A 21893-nucleotide genomic window follows, 5' to 3' on the forward strand; every position below is an offset into this window, starting at 1 on the left:
ATCACCTGCTTACACTTTGTACTGTTGTATTCTCTTGAAGCAGGTCGTTGATAAGCTGACGCAAATCACCGATTCCAGCATGAATATCCTCATCCTGGGCGATAATCTTGAAAATTCTCTGGGTAATATAGTCGTCGATCACCGGATACTTTTTAAAATCGGGGTCGATATAGGAATCAGCAATTACTGATTCAATGAAGTCTCTGTCTAGAGGACGCATACCATCACGCTGCATAATACCTGAATGATAGATTCGGTCGAAAGCCTCTCGGTTTACCGGAAGCATGTTGGAATATTCCCAGATCTGGTACTGGAATTCCTCGTCACTGGAAATGAAGCGCAGGAATTCAAATGCAACATCCTTATGGCGGGATCGCGAGCTCATGCCTAGTTGAACGGTATAGAGCTTGGATTTGCTGCTGCCATTCGGACCATGCGGGAAGGGAATCGCTTTCCAATCGAAATCTCCATATCTGAGGATGCGATAGGGGTACGAACCATAGACACGGAATTCAGAGAGATTGAAAGTCTTGAATCCTACTCTCCCCATCTCAAACATCCCCTCCCTAATCACCATTCCTTGGTTCAGGGCATGCATCTTTTTTAAAAAATCAATCATCTCAGCCATGAATTGAGGATTGAAACCTGCTTGGGAGCTTTTCTCATTGAACAGGACATTGTCATTGGTATAGAAAGCTTGGTGCCAGTCGTAGCCTTCCACCCCGAACCGGTCGAGTATGCTATCCCCATTCAAATCGCTGGTAATCTGGCTACAAAGATGATAGAACTGGTCCCACGTCCAATTCTGCAGATTGATATCCAGATTCAATGAGTCCAGGAGATCAATATTGTAGATGAGAAATGAGGGAACAATACCGATAGGTAGTGCATATTGAGAACCTTGATATTGACCTGCTTCGAGGGCGTTGCTGAAAAACGCATCCTTGGAGAGGTCGCTTTTCTTGATATATGGGTCGAGCTCCTCTAAAAGCCCGATTGCTGCAAAGGTGGTGAAATCTTCCTCAATTATCAGAAAGAGGTCAGGTTCTTTACCTTTGAGCACTTGTTGAGCGAACCATTCCGAATAATCCTTATACATCATGCCAGTGCGAAGGTTCACCCGATAACCTTTGTCTGCGTACTGTTGCTCAAATAATTCAACAGCCTTGTCATATATTGCATACGCGAAGTTCTGGGGGACTCCCCAGCTGTTGCCGGAGTAGAGGGACAACTCAATAACAACTGTCTTTTGCCGATATACTCCGATTCCAATTGCCAGTGACGTTAACAGGATAAGGAGAGGAAGCAGGAAGAAAAGTAGCAAATGCTTGTTCGGCGTGGATTCAGGCATCGATATTCTCCAGATTCTTGAGCATGAGACCGGATTGGATGGCCAAGATGGCTATCTGGGTACGGTCACGCAAGTCCAATTTCTTCAGGATGTTGCTGATATAATTACGAACTGTTCCCTCTGAGAAATTGACTTCTGTCATGATTTCCTTGTTGGACAGCCCTTTCCCGATGAGTTGCATAATTCTCAATTCCTGGGCTGTTAGTGCCTTGAAGGTTTCATCCGGTTCCTGCATCGAGCGGAAGGGAGTGGTTGCCAGGCGGCTGAAAAGGCTGAATATCTTTTGTGCAGTATGTGGGTCGACAATCGTTCCCCCTGCATGTACGGTTGCGATGCTGGAAAGCAGGTCATGTTTTGATATCCCTTTGAGTAGGAATCCATCCGCTCCGTATTTGACTGCCTCGTATACATACTGGTCGTCGTCGAAGGTAGTGAGCATGATGATCTTGATCGTGTTGTCCTTCTGTTTGATGATTTTCACACATTCCAGACCATTGATTTCAGGCATCCGGATGTCCATGAGAATTACATCGGGACGTAAAGTCTTGGCCATTTCGACCACTTCCCGGCCATCTTTTGCAGCTCCTACAATTCGAAATTGAGGGTCGATGCTAATGATGATTTCCAAGCTCTCCCTGATGAGCTCCTGATCATCCGCTATTAATACACTGATCATGACGGGAATCCTCCTTTTCGAAGTGGAATGGTAGCTTTGGTCTTGAATCCTTTACCCTCGGCGGTTTCAAATGTTACGGTTCCTCCCAACAATGCCATTTGCTCCTCAATATGCTCTAATCCGAAGTGCTTATGGATGGAATGGCATCCCTTGCCGGAATCGGAGATGATAACATTCAGCAGGTGTGTAGCATAGGAGAAAACAACTTCAATATCGGCCCCCCCGGAGTGTCTGAGGGAATTGGTCAGGCTTTCCTGTACCAAGCGATATACTGTCTGTTCCTCATCCTCATCCAAGTCAATCACATTGCCATGGATGGAAAAGCTTACAATACGGTCTCCTAAACCATTTGCATCGTTGATGAGTTCCTGAACGGCACTGAGTAAGGAAGATTTCTCGATTGAATCACTCTTAAGCTCTCGCACCGAACGTCGTATTTCATTGAGTCCCTTGTCTGTCACTCGCTTGATTTTTGAAAGACGCCTATAGAGTTCTCCTGCCGCTTCTCTCGAAAGTTCAAGGCAAGCCTCAAGACCGATAGAGATACTGGTCAGCGAATGTCCGAGAATATCGTGGATTTCATGGGCTAGTCGATTGCGTTCCTTAAGCCGTGCTGATTCCTCAAGTTTTACTTGCAAAATCTCAAGTTGGTGCAACTTGTCAGCCAGTTCGTTATTTACCTTGATGAACTCCTTGTTTTCTCTCACTTTGCTCTGGATGAAGAGTTGGAAGAAGAGAATGACCATCATGAGATTCAAGGATTCCAGGGTGCTGCGTAAGCTGTATAGGGGAATTTGGGTACTCGGACTGTAGAAACTGATGTAGTCCTGTAAGGAGACCAGATTCAATCGTACCGAGATAATGTCATAATCGCTGAAAATATACCCAAGCATTGCCAAGATAATCCCAAGATATCGATGCCGGAGGTTGCCCATGAAGAAGAAAGCTCCGACTCCTATGAAGAGAAACAAGCCTTTGTAGGAAAAGTTGATATTGTAGGCAATGAAGAAAGCAATGAAAATATCCAGGACGAAGAGCAGGAAGGATAGCAAGGAATGAGACTCGGCGAGGTAGCGTTTGAAAAAGCTGGATAAGGCAAGCAGAAAGAAGCTGCCGATTGCATAGACAGGTACATGCCAAGGTACATGGGGAAGATAGCGTGCTTGTTCAAGAAAAATCCGCGCCTGGTCTGTATCACAGATAAGGTAGGTGGTTTGATACATCACCATCGATAACAATCCGATGATTACGAGATTGAGAATTAGAATGATGTTGTAGACGTAAGAAATCGGTTTATCCATAGTTTTTCGTTCTAGTCAGTGTATCATGACTTTTGTGGTAACGCTTTTGTTTTTCTATCATCAGAATTGTGACAAATGTCATTTTTCTAATGACAATAAAGTATTTGCATCACAAAATATACCACTCTAAAATAAGTACATAGATAGGATTCGGTACCATTCTATCCAATCATTTTTTCGCATAGTAATAGGAGGAATTATGAAAAAAGTACTGATGGTGAGTTTGATTCTGATCCTCGCATTTGGATCGGTATTCGCTCAGGGCTCCAAGGAAGCAAAAAGTGGGTACACCTTCGGTTATACCTGCATGACAATGAACAACCCGTTCTTCATTATTCTTGAGAAGTCCATCCGTGAGAAGGTTGAGGCAAATGGCGACAAATTGATAACCATGGATCCTGCCATGGATGTTGCCAAGCAGATCAACCAGATTGAAGACCTGATCACTCAGGGTATCGATGCAATCTTCCTCAATCCTGTTGACTGGGAAGGTATTCGCCCCGCTCTTGTAGCATTGAAAAATGCAGGTATTCCCATCATTAACTTCGACACGGAAGTAAAGGATATGGATTATGTAACTGCATATGCAGGTTCTGACAACTTCAACGCTGGATATGTCTGTGGTGTTGATTTGGTCAAACGTTATCCCAACGGTGGAAACATTGTCGTTCTCGACTCCCCGACGATGAACTCCATCAATGATCGCATTGCTGGTTTCATGGAAGCCATCAAGGGCAAGAATTTCAAGATTGTAGCCCAGCAGGATGCAAAGGGTGACCTCCCGACCTCTATGAAGATCACCGACGACATTCTTCAGGCCCATACCGACATCATCGCCATCATGGGTGGCAATGACCCGACCGCTCTCGGCGCTCTTGCTGCTTGTAAAGCTGCTAACCGAACCAACATTCTGATTTACGGTGTTGATGGTTCTCCTGAAGCAAAAGCAGAGATTGCAAGTGGCAGTCAGTTTGTTGGATCCGGTGCCCAGAGCCCGATCAGCATTGGTGTTGAATCGGTCAAGTTGGCTTATCAGGTCCTCAAGGGTGAGGCGTATGAGAAGCGCATCCCTGTTCAGACCTTCATGATCAACAAGGACAACGTAGCGAAGTATGGTACTGACGGCTGGCAATAAGCAGTGTATACTGTAAAGCAGTTCATTGGGGGCCGAGCCACAACACGACTCGGCTCCTTTCTACAACTCTTGTAGGAGGATGATTCAGGGTGAGTGAACAAATTCTGTTGGAAATGAATCACATCCGCAAAGAATTTCCCGGAGTGCTTGCTCTCAAGGATGTTTCCCTGCAACTGCGTGCTGGTGAAGTCCATGCACTGCTTGGGGAAAATGGAGCAGGCAAATCCACGCTGATTAAAATCTTGGGTGGTATTTATAGCAAAGACTCAGGTGATATTGTCATTGACGGGAAATCGGTCTCCATCAACTCCGTACTTGACGCACAAAAATTGGGAATCAGTGTTATTCACCAGGAATTGGTTCTCGTTCCCCATATGAGTGTTGCTGAGAATATTTATCTCGGTAGGGAGCCCATGAAGGGCGCCCGCTTTGTTGATTTTAGGAAAATGCAGGAGGATGCCCAGAAACTGCTGGACTCCTTCGAACTGGATATCAGAAGTGAAACGGAAGTCAGTGACTTGACCATTGCTCAGCAGCAAATTGTTGAGATTATCAAAGCTCTTTCATTCAATGCAAAAATTCTGGTTATGGACGAACCAACCTCCTCCCTTTCTGAAAAGGATGTGGATTTTCTCTTCGACAATATCCGCAAGCTCAAGAAAGCCCAGGTTGGAATTATCTACATCTCTCATAGGATGAGTGAGCTTAAGCAGATTGCTGATAAAATTACGGTCATTCGTGATGGAGAATATATTGGAACCAGGAATTCAGAAGAGGCGACCACCGATGAATTGATTGCCATGATGGTTGGTCGCAAGCTCACCAACTATTATACTCGTACCTTTGGGAATCCTTCAGAGAAGGTTTTGGAGGTTAAGGATCTATCATCTGGTAAGTTATTGAAGGATATATCGTTTCATTTGTTCAGTGGTGAAATTCTTGGGTTTGCTGGTTTGGTGGGAGCCGGTCGAAGCGAGGTTATGCGGTGCATCTTTGGAGTCGATCCCTATGAGAGCGGTCAGATTCTGCTAAGTGGTTCTGCAGTTACGATTAACAACCCTGAAGAAGCAATGCGCAAAGGAATTGCTTTGGTTCCTGAGAGCAGGAAGAAAGAAGCTTTGTTTCTTGCTCAATCAGTTAAGTATAATATTACGATTAAATCACTTGGTGAGTTCATACACGGTATTCATGTTAATAATGCCCGTGAGATGGAGATTACCAAGAAATACGTTGATACGATGGAAATCAAGACACCTTCTTATCAGCAGACCGTGGGAAACTTATCTGGTGGTAACCAGCAAAAGGTGGTAATCGGACGCTGGCTAGCAACCAAACCCCGGATTCTCATTCTTGATGAGCCCACAAGGGGTGTGGATGTTGGGGCTAAAGCCGAGATTTACTCGATCATGAATGAGTTGGTGAAAGAGGGTGTTGCCATTATCATGATCTCTTCTGAGCTGCCTGAGGTTATCAATATGAGCGACCGTGTTGTCGTTATGAGCAACGGAAGGATAACCGGCTGCCTGTCCCGAGAGGGGCTTACGCAGGAAAAAATTATGTACTATGCCACGCAATTTGCTACAACCTGAGCGATAAGGGGGACACTACACTATGAAAACGAATACCACCAATGAGGTATCAAAAAAGCATACACTGCAGCTAGGGAACAATCCAATTTTCACATTTGGAAAAGAAAATTTGGGTATTCTCATCGGGCTGCTTGTTCTCTGCGTTCTGCTTTCTTTCCTATCCCCTGTATTTCTTTCCAAGAATAATATCCTAAATGTGTTGCGACAGGTTGCCACCAATTTATATATAGCGTGTGCAATGACCATAGTTATCATCCTAGGCGGGATTGACCTTTCTGTGGGTTCTACTGTGGCTTTGAGCGGGGTTATTACCGGTGGTTTTATCGCATTTGAAGGGCTTCCGTTGTGGGTTGCCGTTGTTTGTGGCCTTCTGTCCGGGATGGTCGTTGGTGCCTTCAATGGCTTTCTGATCTCAAAAACTACCATCCCTCCCTTCATTGTGACACTTTCAACTATGAATATTGCCCGTGGTGCTTCCTATGTCTATACAGGAGGGCAGCCGATTCGCGTCATGTCTGATTCCTTCAATTTTATTGGTTCGGGATATGTCGGTGATATTCCGATGCCGATTATTTACTTGGTGATTATCGTCATCATCTCAGTTCTCATCATGTCAAAATCGAAGTTGGGGCGGCATATCTATGCAGTGGGAGGCAATCCCATTGCTGCACGATTCAGTGGCATCAAGAACAGTAGGGTGCTTTTCTTCGCGTATTTGTTCAGTGGTCTCATGAGCGCCATTGCTGGTATCGTGCTTGCTTCGCGTATGTTCAGCGGTCAGCCCACTGCAGGCCAAGGTGCTGAAATGGATGCAATTGCGGCAGTTGTTCTTGGTGGGACGAGTATGAGCGGTGGTGTTGGCAAGATTGGCGGTACGGTCATCGGAGCTCTGATCATCGGGGTATTAAGCAACGGTCTCAATCTTCTTGGGATTAATTCCTTTTGGCAATACATCGTTAAGGGTGTGGTAATTCTGATTGCTGTCTATGTAGACTTCCTGAAGAAAGGGAAAGGCAAGTAAGCGAGAAAGAATATTGGAGAGCAGAAGGCTTACCATGAAAAAACAGGTTCCAACGAACCTGTTTTTTCTGCTCTCTTGCCTTATTCAATACTCGGTAATCAGCATATACCTGGGTTGCTCATCCTCTTCGATCTGTGGGAATCGAGGAAGGTTTTCATAAAAGCGGTTGTCTATGTTGTCATCATTGACTGCACTGACTTCGCCGATAAGGACCTTGCCTTTGCCTTTCTTGCCGTAGAATCGATGGTACATGCCCTGCACGAGGGTAATGCTCTGCCCTGGCACAAGGATAATGCTCTGCCCTGCATTGAATGTATGTCGAGTCCCATCGATGCTAACCTGGACCGGTGTGTCGAGCTTGTTTTCCTGCGCATCAGAGTTCCAGAGTTCTACGACCAGATCCCCGCCGCCGCGGTTGATGATATCTTCCATTTTGGACCAATGAAAATGAATGGGAGTCTCTTGGTCCTCATCCGCGATCAGCAGTTTTTCTGCATAGGGTTTAGGGTAGTTTGCTTTGTCATGCTGGTTGCCATTGCGAATGGTGAGCACTACCAAACCTCGGTGCGAAAAGTCATTGCACCCGAAGTCGGTGATATCCCAACCTAACATGTTGTCTTTGATTTCCTGACTGGTTGCTTTCATGTTTTGCCAGATTTCTGGTGTCCAGTAGGCAAATGGCGGCATCTTGAATCCATGGCTTTCAATAAAGACTATGGCTTCGTCAATGAGGCGGTTTATCTCTGATCGTTTCATGAGAATTCTCCCTCGCAATGATTATGTCTTTATCATAGCGCTCCTTGCACTCGGGCTCAAGAATTACTTGTGTGATCGCTGATTGCTATAGGTGGTAAGATTTCCATTGACGTAAACAGAAATAGCGAATATCATGAAATATGTTAAATAGTAATAGCGAATATCATGAAAATTACTACCATATGGAAGTTGAGACGATGAGAGATAAAGCGTATGTCAAACGAATTCTGCAGATAAGAGAGAAACTGGAACGAAAATCACAGTTTTTGTTGGGACCAAGGATGACAGGAAAGACTACCTACATTCGTCATGAATTGCAGGATATGGTTAAACTAAGTTGGAACCTGTTGGATGGAAGACTTCGCTTGAGAGCCTTAGCTGATCCTGGATTGCTCAAGGAAGAGATTGAAGCACGGGATTTGCATGACTGTCTTATCGTGATTGATGAAATCCAGAAGGCCCCGAAATTATTGGAAGAAATACACCTTCTCATAGAGGACCGGAATCTTACATTCCTACTGACCGGTTCTCGTGCAAGGAAACTGTGCTCAGCTGCGGTGAATCTTTTGGGAGGAAGAGCGGGGTCAATTACCATGCACCCTTTCGTCTTTCCAGAAATTCAAAATGATGGTATTCGGTTGGAAAGAATATTCAAGTCAGGATTGCTGCCCTCAGCTTATTGTTCTGACGACCCTGAACAAGAGTTGAGTGATTATATTTCACTATATCTCAATGAGGAAATTCATGCTGAAGGGGTAACAAGGAAACTTCCTGAATTTACACGGTTTCTTAAAGTTGCTGCAGTGTCAAATACAGAAATCCTCAATTTTACCAATATTGCCAACGATGTCGGGGTATCCAGGCAAACTGTCGCAGGTTGGTACCAAATATTGGTAGCTACGCTCATTGGGTACGAGCTGGCAGCCTTTACCAAGGCATCCAAGCGAAAAACGTTCGGACTCCCGAAGTTTTACTTCTTTGATCTTGGTGTTGCAAGACTGCTACAAAACTCACCTGTTCCTGCTGAAACCCAAAGTGAGTATGGGAAAATGTTTGAACACTACTTGTTTATGGAACTACGTGCCTACCTCGACTATTGCCAAAGAAAGGAAGTACTGAGTTACTGGAGGACAACTAGTGGATTCGAAGTGGATTTCGTTCTTGGTGATGCTGTGGCTATAGAGGTGAAAACGACTAGAAAAGCTGACTCAAGAGATTATCGGGGCTTGAGAGCTCTCATGGATGAAAGCATCTGTAAACGGTACATCTTGGTTTGTAATGAAGAGCGACCTAGAAAACTGGATAACGGCATTGAGATTATGCCTTGGAGGTATTTCCTAGAGCTTCTTTGGAACAATAAGATAATGTAATCGCCAACACTGAAACAAGAATTGAAGCAAGTTACATCCTGTAATACCGTACCGGTATTCTTATTTTTCATGTATGTTCTGGATGTACAGAATCTTACTATTGCCCATGATTTATCCGTAGCGGTGGTGGTGGCCAGATACAGAAACCAGGAGGGAGGGTATTGCCTTCCTCACCGTATAATGCTGTCCATATCGAAAGTTTTACCAGGATATTTCTGGATACAGCTGGTCCGATTTGGTGCCGTTACGGAAGGTCTGTCTTTAGGCAAGAACTTGATTGGTTGCAAATTGATGGGGACTCGCAGCAGTTGAACTATTTGAAAAATGTCAGAGCAAGACTCACATTTCATTGGGTGTACAATCGGGACTAGCAGACCGTATCTCAGGAAATAATGGCAGTACAATCGAAACCACTGTTCCTTTATTGGGCTTACTGTAGAACCTAAGTCCATAAGAGTCTCCATGTGCGAGACGAATTCTTTCATGGATGTTCCACACCCCATACCCTGTATGCTCATCGCTGAGGGTTAGCAATGTTTCCATCTGGCTTGGCAGCATTCCAACTCCATTATCAGCAACAGTGATAGTGAGAGATTCCTCTCGCTTGTTTGCCCGAATCCAGATGGTTCCGGTTTCATCCTCCCGCTCTCGTATCCCGTGGAGAATTGCATTTTCAACAATTGGTTGGAGCATTATTTTAAAAACCATGTGGTCTTGAAGCTCTGCGGGCACCATAATTGAAAGCGTGATTTTCCCATCGAATCGCATATTCTGAATATCCACATACGTGCGGACATGCTCAAGTTCACATCCTAAAGGTACTATTGTTTGGCCATGTCCTAAACTCAATTTATAGAATTTACTCAAGGCTTTTGCGAGGTTTGCTGATTCTGTGTCATGCTTCTGCAAGGCTTTCCAGCTCATAAGGTCAAGGGTATTGTACAAGAAATGTGGATCGATGGTGGACTGCAGTACTTTGAACTCCAAGTTTTTTATCTGATACCCTTGTTGAAATTGCTCCTCAAGTAAATCTCGCAAGTTGCCTGCCATGGTGTCGTAGGCTATAGTCAATTCACCAATCTCATCAGTGCCATTTTCAAGTGGCACAATATCAAACCCCTTCTCCTGTGATTGCCCGATATGATGCTGCAATTTACGGATACGGTTGGTTACCGTTTTGGTTGTGTAGAACGAAAGCGGAACGGTAGCTACAAAGAGAGCGAATACCATCCAGAACATTTGACTTCGATAGGCAGTTGCAGCTGATAGAACCTGATTTTCCGGGATCAGACATACAAGTTGCCAATCTGAAAAGTCTACATGGTTTCCTCCAATAAAGAATGATTCTTCTCCGATACGTATGGAAGTAAGCGAACCATCAAGGGTAATGTTATTCATAATAAGCAATTGAGTAATACTATCTACATCCTTCAGTGTATCATCCCCTACATGGGCGATTACCTCGCCATAGGAATTGAATAGCACCGTGGTGGAACCCTTTGTGGCGGCTGTTTGTCCCACAATTGCTTGAAATACCTGCTGAGGTATATCGCCTTTAATCATTCCTATGAATTTATTGATACTATTGAAATCGGGAACCCTTTTAACCAGGGAGATGGTAGTAGGATGCTCACCAGTGAATAATGAGGAAGGGATGAGAATCATCTTGAACAGCTCAAGTGTCTGGATGCGCTCATTCCATGCTTGTTGGCCCTCTTTACCAAGTTGTTTGTAACTCTCAGTCTGGCTGAAGCGCGATGGGCCTTCCAATGGGTAGACTCTCACTGACTGCAACTCGTTTGTGGTATAGGGATTATAGATTATGTTAAGAACATCAGTTCGTTGGAGAAACCAATTGCCTTCCATTGCTCGGTCGTACAGGGATTCTGTTTTTAGCACTGATTGGATTGTCTCATCAAAACTCAGGGTGTCAATGATGTTGTTGAGCGAAGACAATGTATAATTGAGGTAAGCCGAAGTCTGTTTCAGGGAACGTTCGTTCAGATCAAGTGTCTGAGAGAGTGTTGTCCTCCGAAAATTCCGATAGTTCAGGAACGTGATTCCAAGCAGGGGGATGAGCAGCAACAGCATGAAGGCGATACTGAGTCGGGTGGCAAAGCGAATCGGCTTATGCATAGGGTAACCCCTTTACCTCATAGTCTCGATATTGGCTGGGGGTAACTCCTACGTGACTTTTAAAAAGGCTACTCAGGTAATTTGGGTCAGCCATACCTACTTTTTGAGTAATCTCATACATTTTCAAATCTGTTGTACGGAGTAATTTCTTTGTTTTCTCGATGCGGACATCGATCAAGACATTGTTGATAGTGGTACCCGTGTGTTGCTTGAACAACGAGCATAAATAATTTTGCGATAAGCCGGTATGCTCAGCCAATACCTTGATGGAAAGGTTCTTATCTGTGTAATGCCATAAAATGTAGTGAATTGCATCCTTTATTTTTGGATCGTAGGTATCGCTTCCCAACGTGCCGAACACATGCATGCCATAAAGAATTAGTTCGCGAAGTTCCATCAGCGAATACTCTGCGAAATCAGAAAAGTTCATGCGATTGTCATTGATAGTCAACTCCATCATTTTTAGGTAAAGGGCGTAGAGATACTTCCTCGCTGCTTTTAGGTCCTTGGGAGGATTTTCAAAGAGGGTGCAGAACATTGCTTGTACACAGGAGAAGTTCAAAGCTGGGAGAGCTTGTTCTACAAGAAACTCTGTCATTTGCAGGTTTACATCAGGCCCCAGCAGGCTTGCTTTCCCTACATAAAACCACATTGAACATTGAGTTTGTGCTCTATCCCAGGACTCTGGGATACTATGAATCGATGTAATCGGGTGACTATATCCAACGGAAATGCCTTGTTCTCCAAGCTTTTGTATCTTCTCATGGAGCGTTTTGGGGAAAGTCGGGTCAATGGTTTGATGGGTGATCAATGCAATACCATGATTGTTGACGTTCGTAGCCATGAAGTCTGAGACAAGCCCATCGGCTTCAAGTTCCTCAGTACAGACATACAATTCATCGAGAATCGGCATCGATGCATGCGCATAGATGCAAAAGACTTGATAGGTATCCTGCTCTTTCCAGTCGAAATAGAGAGGATAATAGCGTGAGTGTACATAGTGATACCCTCCATTTGCAGGAAGTACCAACTCCTTTGCGATTTCCTGTTTTACCAACCGTGATGCTTGCACCAAGGCAGTTGGGAACAGCGGCGAGGTGATTTGATGCATGTGCTCTGCAGCAAGGTGTGCTCCGATAGCCTGCAATGCTGCGGTAAGTTCGGCAATATCGATGGGTTTCTCAATATATTGCTCGACCTTTAACGTAATTGCCGATTTGAGATATTCCTTATCCGTATATCCACTGAGAAAGAGAATCTTGCATGCAGGGTGTTTCGCTCGTACATGCATAGCCAATTCGATTCCATTCATATGCGGCATACGAATATCGGTAATAAGAATATCAATGGGATGCTCAGCAAACTTGTGCAGGGCATCTATACCATCTGTTGCAGTAAACGCAATATGCATCTGTAGCTTTGTCCAATCGATATGGCTGGATATACTTTCCCGGGTCATTCGCTCATCATCGACAATAGCAACTGAATACATGCTGTACTCCCCTGATGGTTAGGCAAATCTGAAGATATTCAAGATTATAGTACATTTCTTGGAGTATTTCGGTAAAAGATTACCCCCTATACTGTCAATGTATTTCAAAAGGAAGGATGGAAACCATCCAAGAGGAGGATTCATGAAAAAGTACGGTATTATGGTACTCGTTGCTTTCGTTTGTATCACTTCATTGTTTGCGGCGGGGAGCAAGGAGACGGTAGCCCCTGTTGAAGCACAAGCAGTACGTGCAAATGTTTGGGATGGGGAACCGGTTGCGCTGAAAATGATGGTTTTCCCCGCTACCGCCAATTATGAACACATCAATGCAAAGTTTTTGGCAGCAAATCCTGAGATCGACAGGAAAGTCGATATTGAGGTCCAACTCGGTGGAAGCGGTGACGGAGATGTCGCTCAGAAATTGCGCTTGGCCCTTGCTTCTGGTCAGAATATCCCTGATTTGATCAGGTTGAACTACACCCAGTTGCCCGAGTTTGCTGAGGCTGGTGTTCTTGAAGAAGTTGGTGTCTATATTTCCCCGTATGAAGACACCCTCATTGAAGCAGCAAAAACGGTGATGCAATACAAAGGCACTTACTATGCCTTCCCGCGTGAAATCAAACCAAAAGTATGGTTCTATAGAGCTGACATTTTTGCCGAGCTGGGAATCGATCCCTATCAAGTAAAAACATTGGATGATTTCATTGCAGTTGGGAAGAAAATCCAGCAGAAATATCCCAATGCACGTATGGAGAACTATAATATTCCCGCACGCAGCTACGACCTGATGATGATGCTCAGCGGAACCAATGGATCCTTCTGCAATGAAGATGGAGTGTATGACCTTGCCTCCGATCCCGACGTGAAGCTTACCTTTGAGAGAATTAAAAAGCTGCATACCTCTTCGGTTAATAGTTCAGTTGCCGAATGGAGTGCCGACTGGAAACCAGCTTTCAACAGTGGTGAACTGGTAAGTCAGTTACTCGGTGGTTGGTTCAAGACTGATTTCATGAACTTCGGCTTGACCGAGCAGCAGGGAAAATGGGCAATTGCACCATGGCCGGAAGAAATCAGATATGGATCGGATGCAGGTGGAGCAATTTGGGTAGTACCCAAGGCCAGCAAGAACAAGGAAGTCGCGGCATCCTATATTGCCAAGCTCTGCTTTGATCTGGATGCATCCAAGATAATTTTTGATGAAACCGGCATTATCCCGGCGCTTAAGACAGCCCAGGAAGACCCGTACTTCAATGCCCCGCACAAGTACTATGCCACCAGTCTTGGCCCAGTTAACTTTGAGACGCTTGGATACTTGAAAGTCTATCCGTTCACCCCGGCTTCAACACAGGAAATCACTATTGCATTGCAGTATCTGGATGAATACCTGAGAGGGGCGATGACTCTTGACCAGGCGTTGCAATCAGCACAGCGTGATATGACCAACCAGATCGGTAATCCTTACAAATAAGCTTAACTCAGATGCCTGCAAGCCGGCCTAACCGGCTTGCAGCCCCTTTCCAGGAGAATAATTCATGAAAGCACGTTCCATGCAGGGAATGAAGGGCCAACATTGGTCTATGCCCTATCTTTTTATTCTTCCTTTTCTTGTTTCGTATGCCTTGTTTTTTGTATATCCAGCCCTGTATTCCCTGGGATTGAGTTTTTTCCGCTACAAGGGATATGGTAAGGCAACATTCATCGGCTTCACGAATTATAAGAATCTGCTTACCTATAAAACCATGTGGATGTGTCTGGGAAATACTCTCTGGTATTTTCTGGGAAGTTTTATTCCTGTAATGATTCTCTCATTCAGCTTGGCACTTGCAGTGCGTTCCAAACCTGTCAGAAGGTTTCAGAGCATATACAAACCCATACTTTTTCTTCCCCAAGTCTGTGCGGTAGTTGCCAGCAGTCTCTGTTTCAAGATTATTTTTGGAGATAGGGTCGGTGTTTTCAGCCAATTGGCCGGACATCCAATTCCCTTCCTATCCGATCCTGTATTGATGCGATGGGTCGTAGTTGCGTTACTGACATGGCGAGGTACAGGCTGGTATTTCATCATTTTCTTATCGGGTTTGACTACCATCGGTGATGATATTCTGGAAGCAGCCACCATCGACGGAGCGGGGTCCTTCTCAACCATACGCTCAATCATCATCCCTTTGATGAAGCCAACGTTTATGCTGGCTTTCATAACCAATGCTATTGGCTCCTTAAAAATCTACACCGAACCGAATCTTTTGCTTGCTCTCAATTATGATCCTCCGATGCAGGTTGCACCCTATATCAATCTCATCATCAACAGCATGGGGGGAGGCCAATTCGGTATGGCAAGCGCAGCTGGTTGGGTGCTGGTATTGGTGATTCTTGCTTTGACTCTATTTCAATTGCGATTATTCAGGGAGGATGCAGCATGAGAAATCGCATTTTGAACCAAGTATTCATGCATGCTTTGCTTATACTGGTTTGTCTGGTGCTCATCTATCCTGTTTTCATTATGGTATCGGGTTCCCTGAAGAGTGCAGAGGAGCTTGCATTACATGTCACTGGGATTCCCATCAATCCTACCTTGGAGAATTTTTTCCGCTTATTTGCCTTTAATTCAGGTTTGATTGTGCGCACCTATGGCAATAGCCTCTATGTGGCCATTCTGTATACCTTGTGTGTTTTGGGGATAGCAAGTCTTGCAGGGTTTGCCTTTGCAAAGTTCAGCTTTCAGGGTAGAGACATCATGTTTATCCTCTTGCTGATAACCATGATGATTCCTGTGGAACTGAACATTACTCCTCTCTATTTGTTTTTCTCACGCATTAATTGGCTTAATACCTATAAGGTCCAGATTTTTCCTGGGATTGCCAATGTATTTGCCCTGTTTCTCATGCGTCAGTACATGGTCACTATTCCCGACTCTTTGATAGAGGCTGCCAGAATTGATGGGGCAGGTGATTTTTTCATCTTTCGTAAAGTGATACTGCCGATATCGGTGCCAGCACTCGGTGCTCTTGCCATCCTGCAGTTCCTCAGCAAATGGAATGAGTTGTTATTCCCAAAAATCATGCTGACAAAAGAACGGCTTATGCCAATTATGGTTATTCTCCCCACACTCAACGAGATTGATTCTGCACGCAGTGTGCCTTGGGAGTTGGTCTTGGCAGGGTGCACCTTGGTGACACTGCCTCTTATTGTTGTATTTCTTCTTTTTCAAGATAAGTTTCTTTCAAGTGTTACTCTAGGTGCAGTAAAAGGATAAAAGGGTGAGGCAAATGACGAGAATTGATAAGGTACGAGAAAAGATTGCGCAGGGTGATTTGGTTAAAGGGGTGTTTATCACAATGGCAGATAGCGTATCCAGCGAAATGGCTGGATATTGCGGCTATGATTATGTTTGGATTGATGCAGAGCATGGAGCGCTCGATAGGCAGGAGATATTGTTCCATATCCGTGCTGCCCAGGGATCGGGTTGTTGTGCATTTGTAAGAGTTAGAGCCGTGGAACCTTCTATCGTAAAAGCAATTCTTGATATGGGTCCTGACGGCATCATATTCCCTTTTTGTGACTCAGCAGACATTGCCAGGACTGCTATTGCAGCGTGTGCCTATCCCGATAGTCCGTTGCATGGAATACGGGGGCAGGGTCCAGTTCGTGCAATCAGATATGGCTTGGATGACGAGGCAACGTATTTGAAAGAGGCTTACTCGAAGGTATGGAAAATATTGCAGATCGAGACAATAGAGGGATATAGGAACGTATCTGACATCATCAAAGTCCCAGGAATTGATTCTTTATTCATAGGGGCTGCTGATTTAGGAAGGAGTATCGCAGGTTGCGAGGACCACTATCAACTTGAGGAAGTGTATGATGATATTTGCAAACAAGTTCGGGGTGCAAACATCGTTCTTGGTGCAGCAATCGGCCCAACCAAGGATGATGCAGTTCGGGTAAAACAGAAAGGGGTGCAGTGGGTTGTATTTGGCCAAGATTCCCGTATTCTCGCCGAAGGTCTGCGTAGTAATTTGGCAGCGGTAGGGCAGGCCTAAGCCATGGAATATCAAGCAGCTGATTCACGATATGCTTCCATGGAGTATAGAAGGTGCGGCCAGAGTGGTTTGTTGCTACCTGCGATCAGTATCGGATTGTGGCACAATTTTGGAGAAGCTGCAGATTTAGGAAACTGCAAACACCTTGTACAGGGGTGTTTCGATAGAGGCATTACACATTTTGATCTTGCAAACAACTATGGCCCTCCTCCTGGAAGTGCGGAGGAGGTGTTTGGCTCCATTCTTCGTAATTCATTGGGTAGGTATCGTGATGAACTGGTGATATCGACAAAAGCAGGATATTTCATGTGGGAAGGCCCTTATGGTGAATGGGGCAGTAGAAAACACCTTATTGCAAGCGCAGACCAGAGTTTGAAGCGGATGGGTTTGGAATATGTTGATATTTTTTACCATCATCGAAGCGATCCCTCTACTCCACTCGAAGAGACCGCGCAAGCCCTTACAAGCATAGTACGAGCTGGTAAGGCCCTCTATGTTGGTATCAGTAATTATGGAATGGAGGAAACCCTCTCGATGCTTGCCTTCTTGCAAGCAGAGAAGGTTCCTTGCTTGGTGCATCAGATGCGGTTCTCTTTACTGGCTACAGAGCAGGCGGCGTTGTTGGATGTTCTTTCCCAACAAGGTGTTGGGGCTATTGCGTATTCTCCGCTAGCCCAAGGACTGTTGACAGGGAAGTACTTGCATGGGATTCCTGAAGGATCTCGTGCTGCAGGAGGAAGTGTCTTCCTTACCCCTGTCTCAGTTACTGAGCAGGTAAACAAGAGAGTTGCAAGACTCGCCGAAATTGCCCAAGCAAGGGGACAAAGTCTCACTCATATGGCTCTTGCTTGGGTGCTGAGCAGGAAGGGGATGTCGAGTGTCATAGTTGGAGCGAGTAACCTCTCTCAGATTGATGATAATTTGATGGCCCTGCAAAACCTTGTGTTCTCTGATCAAGAAGAGGCTGAAATTCTTCAAGTAATTTCTGATTTTTGAAGAAAGAAACCAAGTTTGCTTAGTCCTTCTTTTTGCAAGGACTCTATGTACATGTTGGGTGAAACATGCAACTCCTACCTAACGAATTTCATGATATTCGTTAGGTGGTGCTTGCCCAGGGGTGTTCAGATTTCTTCCTTCTGCTCAATAGGGCCCGGTACTGCCTGGCTTCCAAACATAGCCAACGCTTGATTAACTTTATCCAGCCTTACAGTAGGCTTGCCTTGTTCCAGTTCGCGCACAAACCGAAGGCCAAGTCCCGATCGTAGGGCAAATTCTTCCTGGGTAAGCTTATTCCGTTTTCTTTGTTCCTTGATAAATCGTGCAATTGCATCCATAGGTTAATTTTATACCCGAACGGGTAATAAAGCAAGCGTTATTTGGGATACTACACCCGAACGGGTATTTACCTGCCTATTCTCTAGGTAATTATACCCTTTCGGGTAATTTTATTGCCGAATTACCGTCGAAAGTAGAGAAATTCCCCAGTACCAGCATGTTTGATGGTACCAATGCTTCTTACCGGAACATACAAGAAAAGGCCAAGGATGCTTCACCACCCATGGCCTTTCCTGCATGTTCTGTCTGCTTACTTCAAATAACTGTTTGCCTTGGCATACTCAAGACCGGCTTTCTCCCAGGCGGTTCCACCAATCTTATCAAATTCTGCAATGAAGGATTTCCAGTTTTCCGGAGTCAATGCACGCTTTCCGGTAAAGAACTCTGCCAATCCCTGCTCGTAGAACGTCTTCAGGTCGGTAGAAGGAACAGGCATGCTGTCAGCGCCCATACTGTTGGTCCACTTCTTGCCCTGCATTTCCCTGAGAGCCCAGAGGGCACTCATCTGCTTCTTGGAGACATCGGTGGTATAGACAGGGTATCTACTAATCAACTCGGTATCGGAAGAGTAGTTGAATGCCATACTCCTGAGCTGGATGTAGGTCTGGCCAACCGGTCCTTCAAATCCGAGTTCTCCGGGCACGGTTACGGGGATTCCGTCCTTCAACGTATAGTTGATTCCTTCCTGACCCCAGCCGCAAAGTAAATAGCCTTCTCCCGAAGCCATCCATTCAAACATCTCGGCAATTTTTTCTGCCTTTCCTTCCTCTGCAGCCTTTGCACTGATGCTCCAAATTCTCAGGCCGCGGGTCTCGGGGCCGACAGAATTCTTTCCGGAAGGTCCCACGGGAGGATCGACAATGATCCACTCTCCATCAGGGAAATTGGCATCAAACGGCGAGTAATTGTTTTTTGCTGCAAAGGCGGCATTTTGCTCGCGCATGATACCGAACTTGCCTTGTTTCCATGCAGCACGGAAATCATCCTTCTTGTAAGCCATCCAGTTGGGATCTATCAAGCCTTCGTCGATGATGGTTTTCATGTACTTCATGTACTCATAGAACTCTGGTTTATGAATCTGCAACCCAAAGTTTGATGCAGTCATGTTCCAAGTCCCTTCAATCCCAAAAGCTCCCATCAACGGTTCAAACCTTCTACCAGGATATGCTTCATAGGTGGTTAACTCGATGAAGGCTCCATATCCCCACGTATCATTGCGTCCATTTCCATCGGGATCTTGGAAGGTGAAGGCTTTCATCACCTGTAAAAGCTCGTCAGTGGTTTTAGGTACGGATAGGCCCAGTCTGTCCAACCAATCCTTGCGGATTAAGAGGCCTTCATTGCGAGAAATCATGGCAGGAGTTGCAAATCCATAGCTATGACCATCCAATGAGGTAAAACTGATTGCATCCTTATCAAACATGATTCCTGTACGATTCGGCATCTTCTCATACAAGCCCGTTACATCAGCGAGCATCCCGTTGTTTGCCAGCCTAAGCCATACTTCCCTGTTTGCCACGAAGAAGTCTGGAAGCGTATCTGCTGCAGATGCAGCCTGGATTTTCATGTCCTGGTCGGTTGTGCTGGAAGGCAGTGAAGAAGCCTCCAATTCGATGTTGAATCGATCCTTGAGAATCTGGTATCCAACCCAGTCATCCGGCAACGGTCCAACCTCAGTTTGCGTGGCATTGTACCACATCTCAATCTTGGTTGGTCCATCACTCTTTGCTGTCGGTTCAGTGCCCCCTTGAGCAAATACCAAGGTGATGCCGATAAGTAGTAGCACCGATACAACAATCAATCTCTTGTTCATACCTACCTCCTTTGCAAGTATAAATATAATAATACTTTATCCTTTTACACTCCCCAAGAGAGTTCCTTTGGTAAAGTATTTTTGAACAAATGGATATGCGATAATCATAGGAATTGCGGACATGAAAACCGATGCCGCTTTAATTGCTTCAATCGGAGCTTCCCCGAATGCCTTTGCTTCCACGAATTCATTCATGCCTGCAGCCATGAGAATATTTCGGAGCAAAATCGGCAACGGTCGTAGATAGTCCTTATTCAAATACAGCATCGGATGGAAATAGTCGTTCCAGAAAGCAACCCCGTAATAGAGACCAATAGTCATGATGATGGCTTTTGAAAGGGGTAGGATAATTCTGATGAGAACTTGTACATCATTGCATCCGTCAATGTAGGCGCTTTCCTTCAGTTCATTGGGAATTCCCTCAAAGAAGCTTTTCATGATCAAGCAGTTGTATGTTCCGATGGCTACCGGTAGATAGATGGAAGAAAGGTGATTGATAAGTCTCAGCTTGGCAATCAGGATGTATATCGGTACCAATCCTACATTGAATATATAGGGAATAATGATGAATATGGTAATCCATTTTCTGCCCCTGAGGTTTTTGACCGAGAGGCCGTAAGCGAGTGGAATGGTCAACAGAAGTGCTACAGCGACACCTTGCACGAGAATCTTAAAACTATTCATGAAGGCCAAAAGGAAGCCGTTGTTGCCCAGCAATGCTTCATATGCCGCAAAGGACCAATTCCATGGAGGCAAAGCCATTCCTTCAATGTAGGTTCCGATAAAGGTTGCGGGACGTAGTGAAAGGGTAATGGTGCTCCAAAGTGGGATGGCCAAGACCAGAAGGATAAGAACCATAAACAGATTCACAATAACACTGAAGCTCTTGTCTGCTCCTGTCTGTTTTATGGTCACTGATGTTTTCAGGTGTTTTTGTTCCATGCCTCGCTCCTTGTTAGAACAATGAGTTGTCGGTGTATTTCTTGGAGAAGTAATTGGTGATGAAGATCAACAACATCCCGATAACGCCTTTGAACAGACCGGCCGCGGTTGCCAGGCCAAACCGTCCATCCAGCAAGCCTTGACGGTACACCCAGGTATCGATGATGTCGGCAACATTGTAGACTGCAGGACTGTACAGCATGAAAATCTGATTGAATCCCGCTTCCATAATAGTGCCGATCTTCAGAAGCAAAACGATGACGATAACCGGCCTGATCGCCGGCAAGGTGATGTATCTCACCCGTTGCCAACTGGTTGCTCCCTCCACCATTGCTGCTTCGAAGAGAGACACATCAATTCCCATCAATGCCGCTATGAATATGATCGCCGACCACCCCATCTCTTTCCATGCATCGGAGAATATGACGAGAAACGGAAATACATTTGAGTTGGTCAAAAAGTCAATTGGCTTTTTGCCCAGGGTTTTAAGCAGGTCATTTACGACACCGTCACCAGGTGCAAGCAAGGATAACAGAATGCCATACATAATTACCCAAGAAAGGAAGTGGGGAAGGTAGGCTAGTGTTTGTACAGTTTTTCGGAGAATCGGTCTTCTACATTCATAGATTGCCAACGCTAGCACAATGGCACTTGGGAGGCTGACAAGCAACTTTCCAAAACTGTACATCAAGGTGTTCTTGATCAAATTCCAGAAGTAGTAGGAACTGATGAACTCCTTGAAGTTCTTGAGGCCGACGAAGGGGCTGTTCAGAATTCCATACCGTACCGATTTGAAATCCCGGAACGCTATCTGGGCATTCCAAAGTGGTATGTATTTAAACACAGCATAAAAAACAAGAGGGATGAAAATCATGAGATAGATGTATTTCTGGCGCTTGATATCCTTAATCAACGTTCCTTTCTGTGTTCTCATCTGCT

General features: G+C 45.1%; 19 protein-coding genes. 9 read left to right on the forward strand and 10 right to left on the reverse strand.

Annotated elements, in window-relative coordinates; all coding sequences use genetic code 11:
• Position 1: 1 nt before the first annotated feature.
• From SPIBUDDY_RS01650 to SPIBUDDY_RS01660, 3 genes are read right to left on the reverse strand one after another with little or no spacing between them, the layout of a single operon-like run.
• Positions 2–1351 carry an ABC transporter substrate-binding protein gene (locus SPIBUDDY_RS01650; protein WP_013606020.1) on the reverse strand — a complete coding sequence of 450 codons (1350 nt, stop codon included), beginning with the start codon at positions 1349–1351 and terminating at the stop codon, positions 2–4.
• Entirely contained in the window at positions 1344–2027 is a 684-nt protein-coding gene (locus SPIBUDDY_RS01655) for a response regulator (protein WP_013606021.1), read from the reverse strand. Before SPIBUDDY_RS01655 ends, SPIBUDDY_RS01650 begins: the two co-directional genes overlap by 8 nt.
• The gene (locus SPIBUDDY_RS01660) at positions 2024–3328 is read right to left on the reverse strand and encodes a sensor histidine kinase (protein ID WP_013606022.1); all 1305 of its coding nucleotides are present in this window, start codon (positions 3326–3328) and stop codon (positions 2024–2026) included. Before SPIBUDDY_RS01660 ends, SPIBUDDY_RS01655 begins: the two co-directional genes overlap by 4 nt.
• Before the next feature lie 199 nt (positions 3329–3527).
• Between SPIBUDDY_RS01660 and SPIBUDDY_RS01665 the strand changes: the two genes are divergently transcribed.
• The 3 genes from SPIBUDDY_RS01665 (at position 3528) to SPIBUDDY_RS01675 (ending at position 7073) form a co-directional block, all read left to right on the forward strand.
• Positions 3528–4463: a sugar ABC transporter substrate-binding protein gene (locus SPIBUDDY_RS01665; protein ID WP_013606023.1), complete on the forward strand. Its 936-nt coding sequence runs from the start codon at positions 3528–3530 to the stop codon at positions 4461–4463.
• An 89-nt stretch (positions 4464–4552) separates the two neighbouring features.
• Positions 4553–6052 carry a sugar ABC transporter ATP-binding protein gene (locus tag SPIBUDDY_RS01670; RefSeq protein WP_013606024.1) on the forward strand — a complete coding sequence of 500 codons (1500 nt, stop codon included), beginning with the start codon at positions 4553–4555 and terminating at the stop codon, positions 6050–6052.
• A 22-nt stretch (positions 6053–6074) separates the two neighbouring features.
• Positions 6075–7073, forward strand: coding sequence for an ABC transporter permease (locus SPIBUDDY_RS01675; RefSeq protein WP_013606025.1), 999 nt, complete (start codon positions 6075–6077; stop codon positions 7071–7073).
• An 84-nt stretch (positions 7074–7157) separates the two neighbouring features.
• On the opposite strand, the gene SPIBUDDY_RS01680 is transcribed toward SPIBUDDY_RS01675, so the two are convergent.
• Positions 7158–7829: a D-lyxose/D-mannose family sugar isomerase gene (locus SPIBUDDY_RS01680; protein ID WP_013606026.1), complete on the reverse strand. Its 672-nt coding sequence runs from the start codon at positions 7827–7829 to the stop codon at positions 7158–7160.
• 197 nt (positions 7830–8026) lie between these two features.
• Between SPIBUDDY_RS01680 and SPIBUDDY_RS01685 the strand changes: the two genes are divergently transcribed.
• Positions 8027–9199, forward strand: a complete 1173-nt coding sequence (locus tag SPIBUDDY_RS01685) for an ATP-binding protein (protein WP_041380489.1) — start codon at positions 8027–8029, stop codon at positions 9197–9199.
• Positions 9200–9538: 339 nt separating this feature from the next.
• Here SPIBUDDY_RS01685 and SPIBUDDY_RS15580 read toward each other — a convergent pair whose 3' ends face one another.
• Together SPIBUDDY_RS15580 and SPIBUDDY_RS01695 are read right to left on the reverse strand one after the other, a co-directional pair.
• Positions 9539–11335 carry a sensor histidine kinase gene (locus SPIBUDDY_RS15580; RefSeq protein WP_013606028.1) on the reverse strand — a complete coding sequence of 599 codons (1797 nt, stop codon included), beginning with the start codon at positions 11333–11335 and terminating at the stop codon, positions 9539–9541.
• Positions 11328–12827, reverse strand: coding sequence for a response regulator (locus SPIBUDDY_RS01695; RefSeq protein ID WP_013606029.1), 1500 nt, complete (start codon positions 12825–12827; stop codon positions 11328–11330). The genes SPIBUDDY_RS15580 and SPIBUDDY_RS01695 overlap by 8 nt, the downstream gene beginning before the upstream one ends.
• 142 nt (positions 12828–12969) lie before the next feature.
• On the opposite strand from SPIBUDDY_RS01695, the gene SPIBUDDY_RS01700 reads away from it, so the two are divergent.
• The 5 genes from SPIBUDDY_RS01700 (at position 12970) to SPIBUDDY_RS01720 (ending at position 17860) form a co-directional block, all read left to right on the forward strand.
• Positions 12970–14295 carry an ABC transporter substrate-binding protein gene (locus SPIBUDDY_RS01700; protein WP_013606030.1) on the forward strand — a complete coding sequence of 442 codons (1326 nt, stop codon included), beginning with the start codon at positions 12970–12972 and terminating at the stop codon, positions 14293–14295.
• 64 nt (positions 14296–14359) lie between these two features.
• Complete coding sequence (locus tag SPIBUDDY_RS01705; RefSeq protein WP_013606031.1) at positions 14360–15244, forward strand: carbohydrate ABC transporter permease; 885 nt, start codon at positions 14360–14362, stop codon at positions 15242–15244.
• Positions 15241–16077 carry a carbohydrate ABC transporter permease gene (locus SPIBUDDY_RS01710; protein WP_013606032.1) on the forward strand — a complete coding sequence of 279 codons (837 nt, stop codon included), beginning with the start codon at positions 15241–15243 and terminating at the stop codon, positions 16075–16077. The genes SPIBUDDY_RS01705 and SPIBUDDY_RS01710 overlap by 4 nt, the downstream gene beginning before the upstream one ends.
• A gap of 13 nt (positions 16078–16090) precedes the next feature.
• A complete protein-coding gene (locus SPIBUDDY_RS01715) occupies positions 16091–16864 on the forward strand; it encodes an HpcH/HpaI aldolase family protein (RefSeq protein WP_013606033.1) in 774 nt (257 codons plus the stop codon).
• Positions 16865–16867: 3 nt separating this feature from the next.
• Positions 16868–17860 carry an aldo/keto reductase gene (locus tag SPIBUDDY_RS01720; protein WP_013606034.1) on the forward strand — a complete coding sequence of 331 codons (993 nt, stop codon included), beginning with the start codon at positions 16868–16870 and terminating at the stop codon, positions 17858–17860.
• Between the two features lie 125 nt (positions 17861–17985).
• On the opposite strand, the gene SPIBUDDY_RS01725 is transcribed toward SPIBUDDY_RS01720, so the two are convergent.
• The 4 genes from SPIBUDDY_RS01725 to SPIBUDDY_RS01740 all read right to left on the reverse strand — a co-directional run bounded on the left by SPIBUDDY_RS01725 (position 17986) and on the right by SPIBUDDY_RS01740 (position 21888).
• Complete coding sequence (locus tag SPIBUDDY_RS01725) at positions 17986–18198, reverse strand: type II toxin-antitoxin system Y4mF family antitoxin (protein WP_013606035.1); 213 nt, start codon at positions 18196–18198, stop codon at positions 17986–17988.
• 251 nt (positions 18199–18449) lie between these two features.
• The gene (locus SPIBUDDY_RS01730; RefSeq protein ID WP_013606036.1) at positions 18450–20012 is read right to left on the reverse strand and encodes an extracellular solute-binding protein; all 1563 of its coding nucleotides are present in this window, start codon (positions 20010–20012) and stop codon (positions 18450–18452) included.
• Positions 20013–20048: 36 nt separating this feature from the next.
• Entirely contained in the window at positions 20049–20954 is a 906-nt protein-coding gene (locus tag SPIBUDDY_RS01735) for a carbohydrate ABC transporter permease (protein WP_013606037.1), read from the reverse strand.
• 13 nt (positions 20955–20967) lie between these two features.
• A complete protein-coding gene (locus SPIBUDDY_RS01740; RefSeq protein WP_013606038.1) occupies positions 20968–21888 on the reverse strand; it encodes an ABC transporter permease in 921 nt (306 codons plus the stop codon).
• Between the last annotated feature and the right edge of the window lie 5 nt (positions 21889–21893).

Origin of the sequence: Sphaerochaeta globosa str. Buddy, assembly GCF_000190435.1 — a bacterium.
Lineage (GTDB): Bacteria > Spirochaetota > Spirochaetia > Sphaerochaetales > Sphaerochaetaceae > Sphaerochaeta > Sphaerochaeta globosa.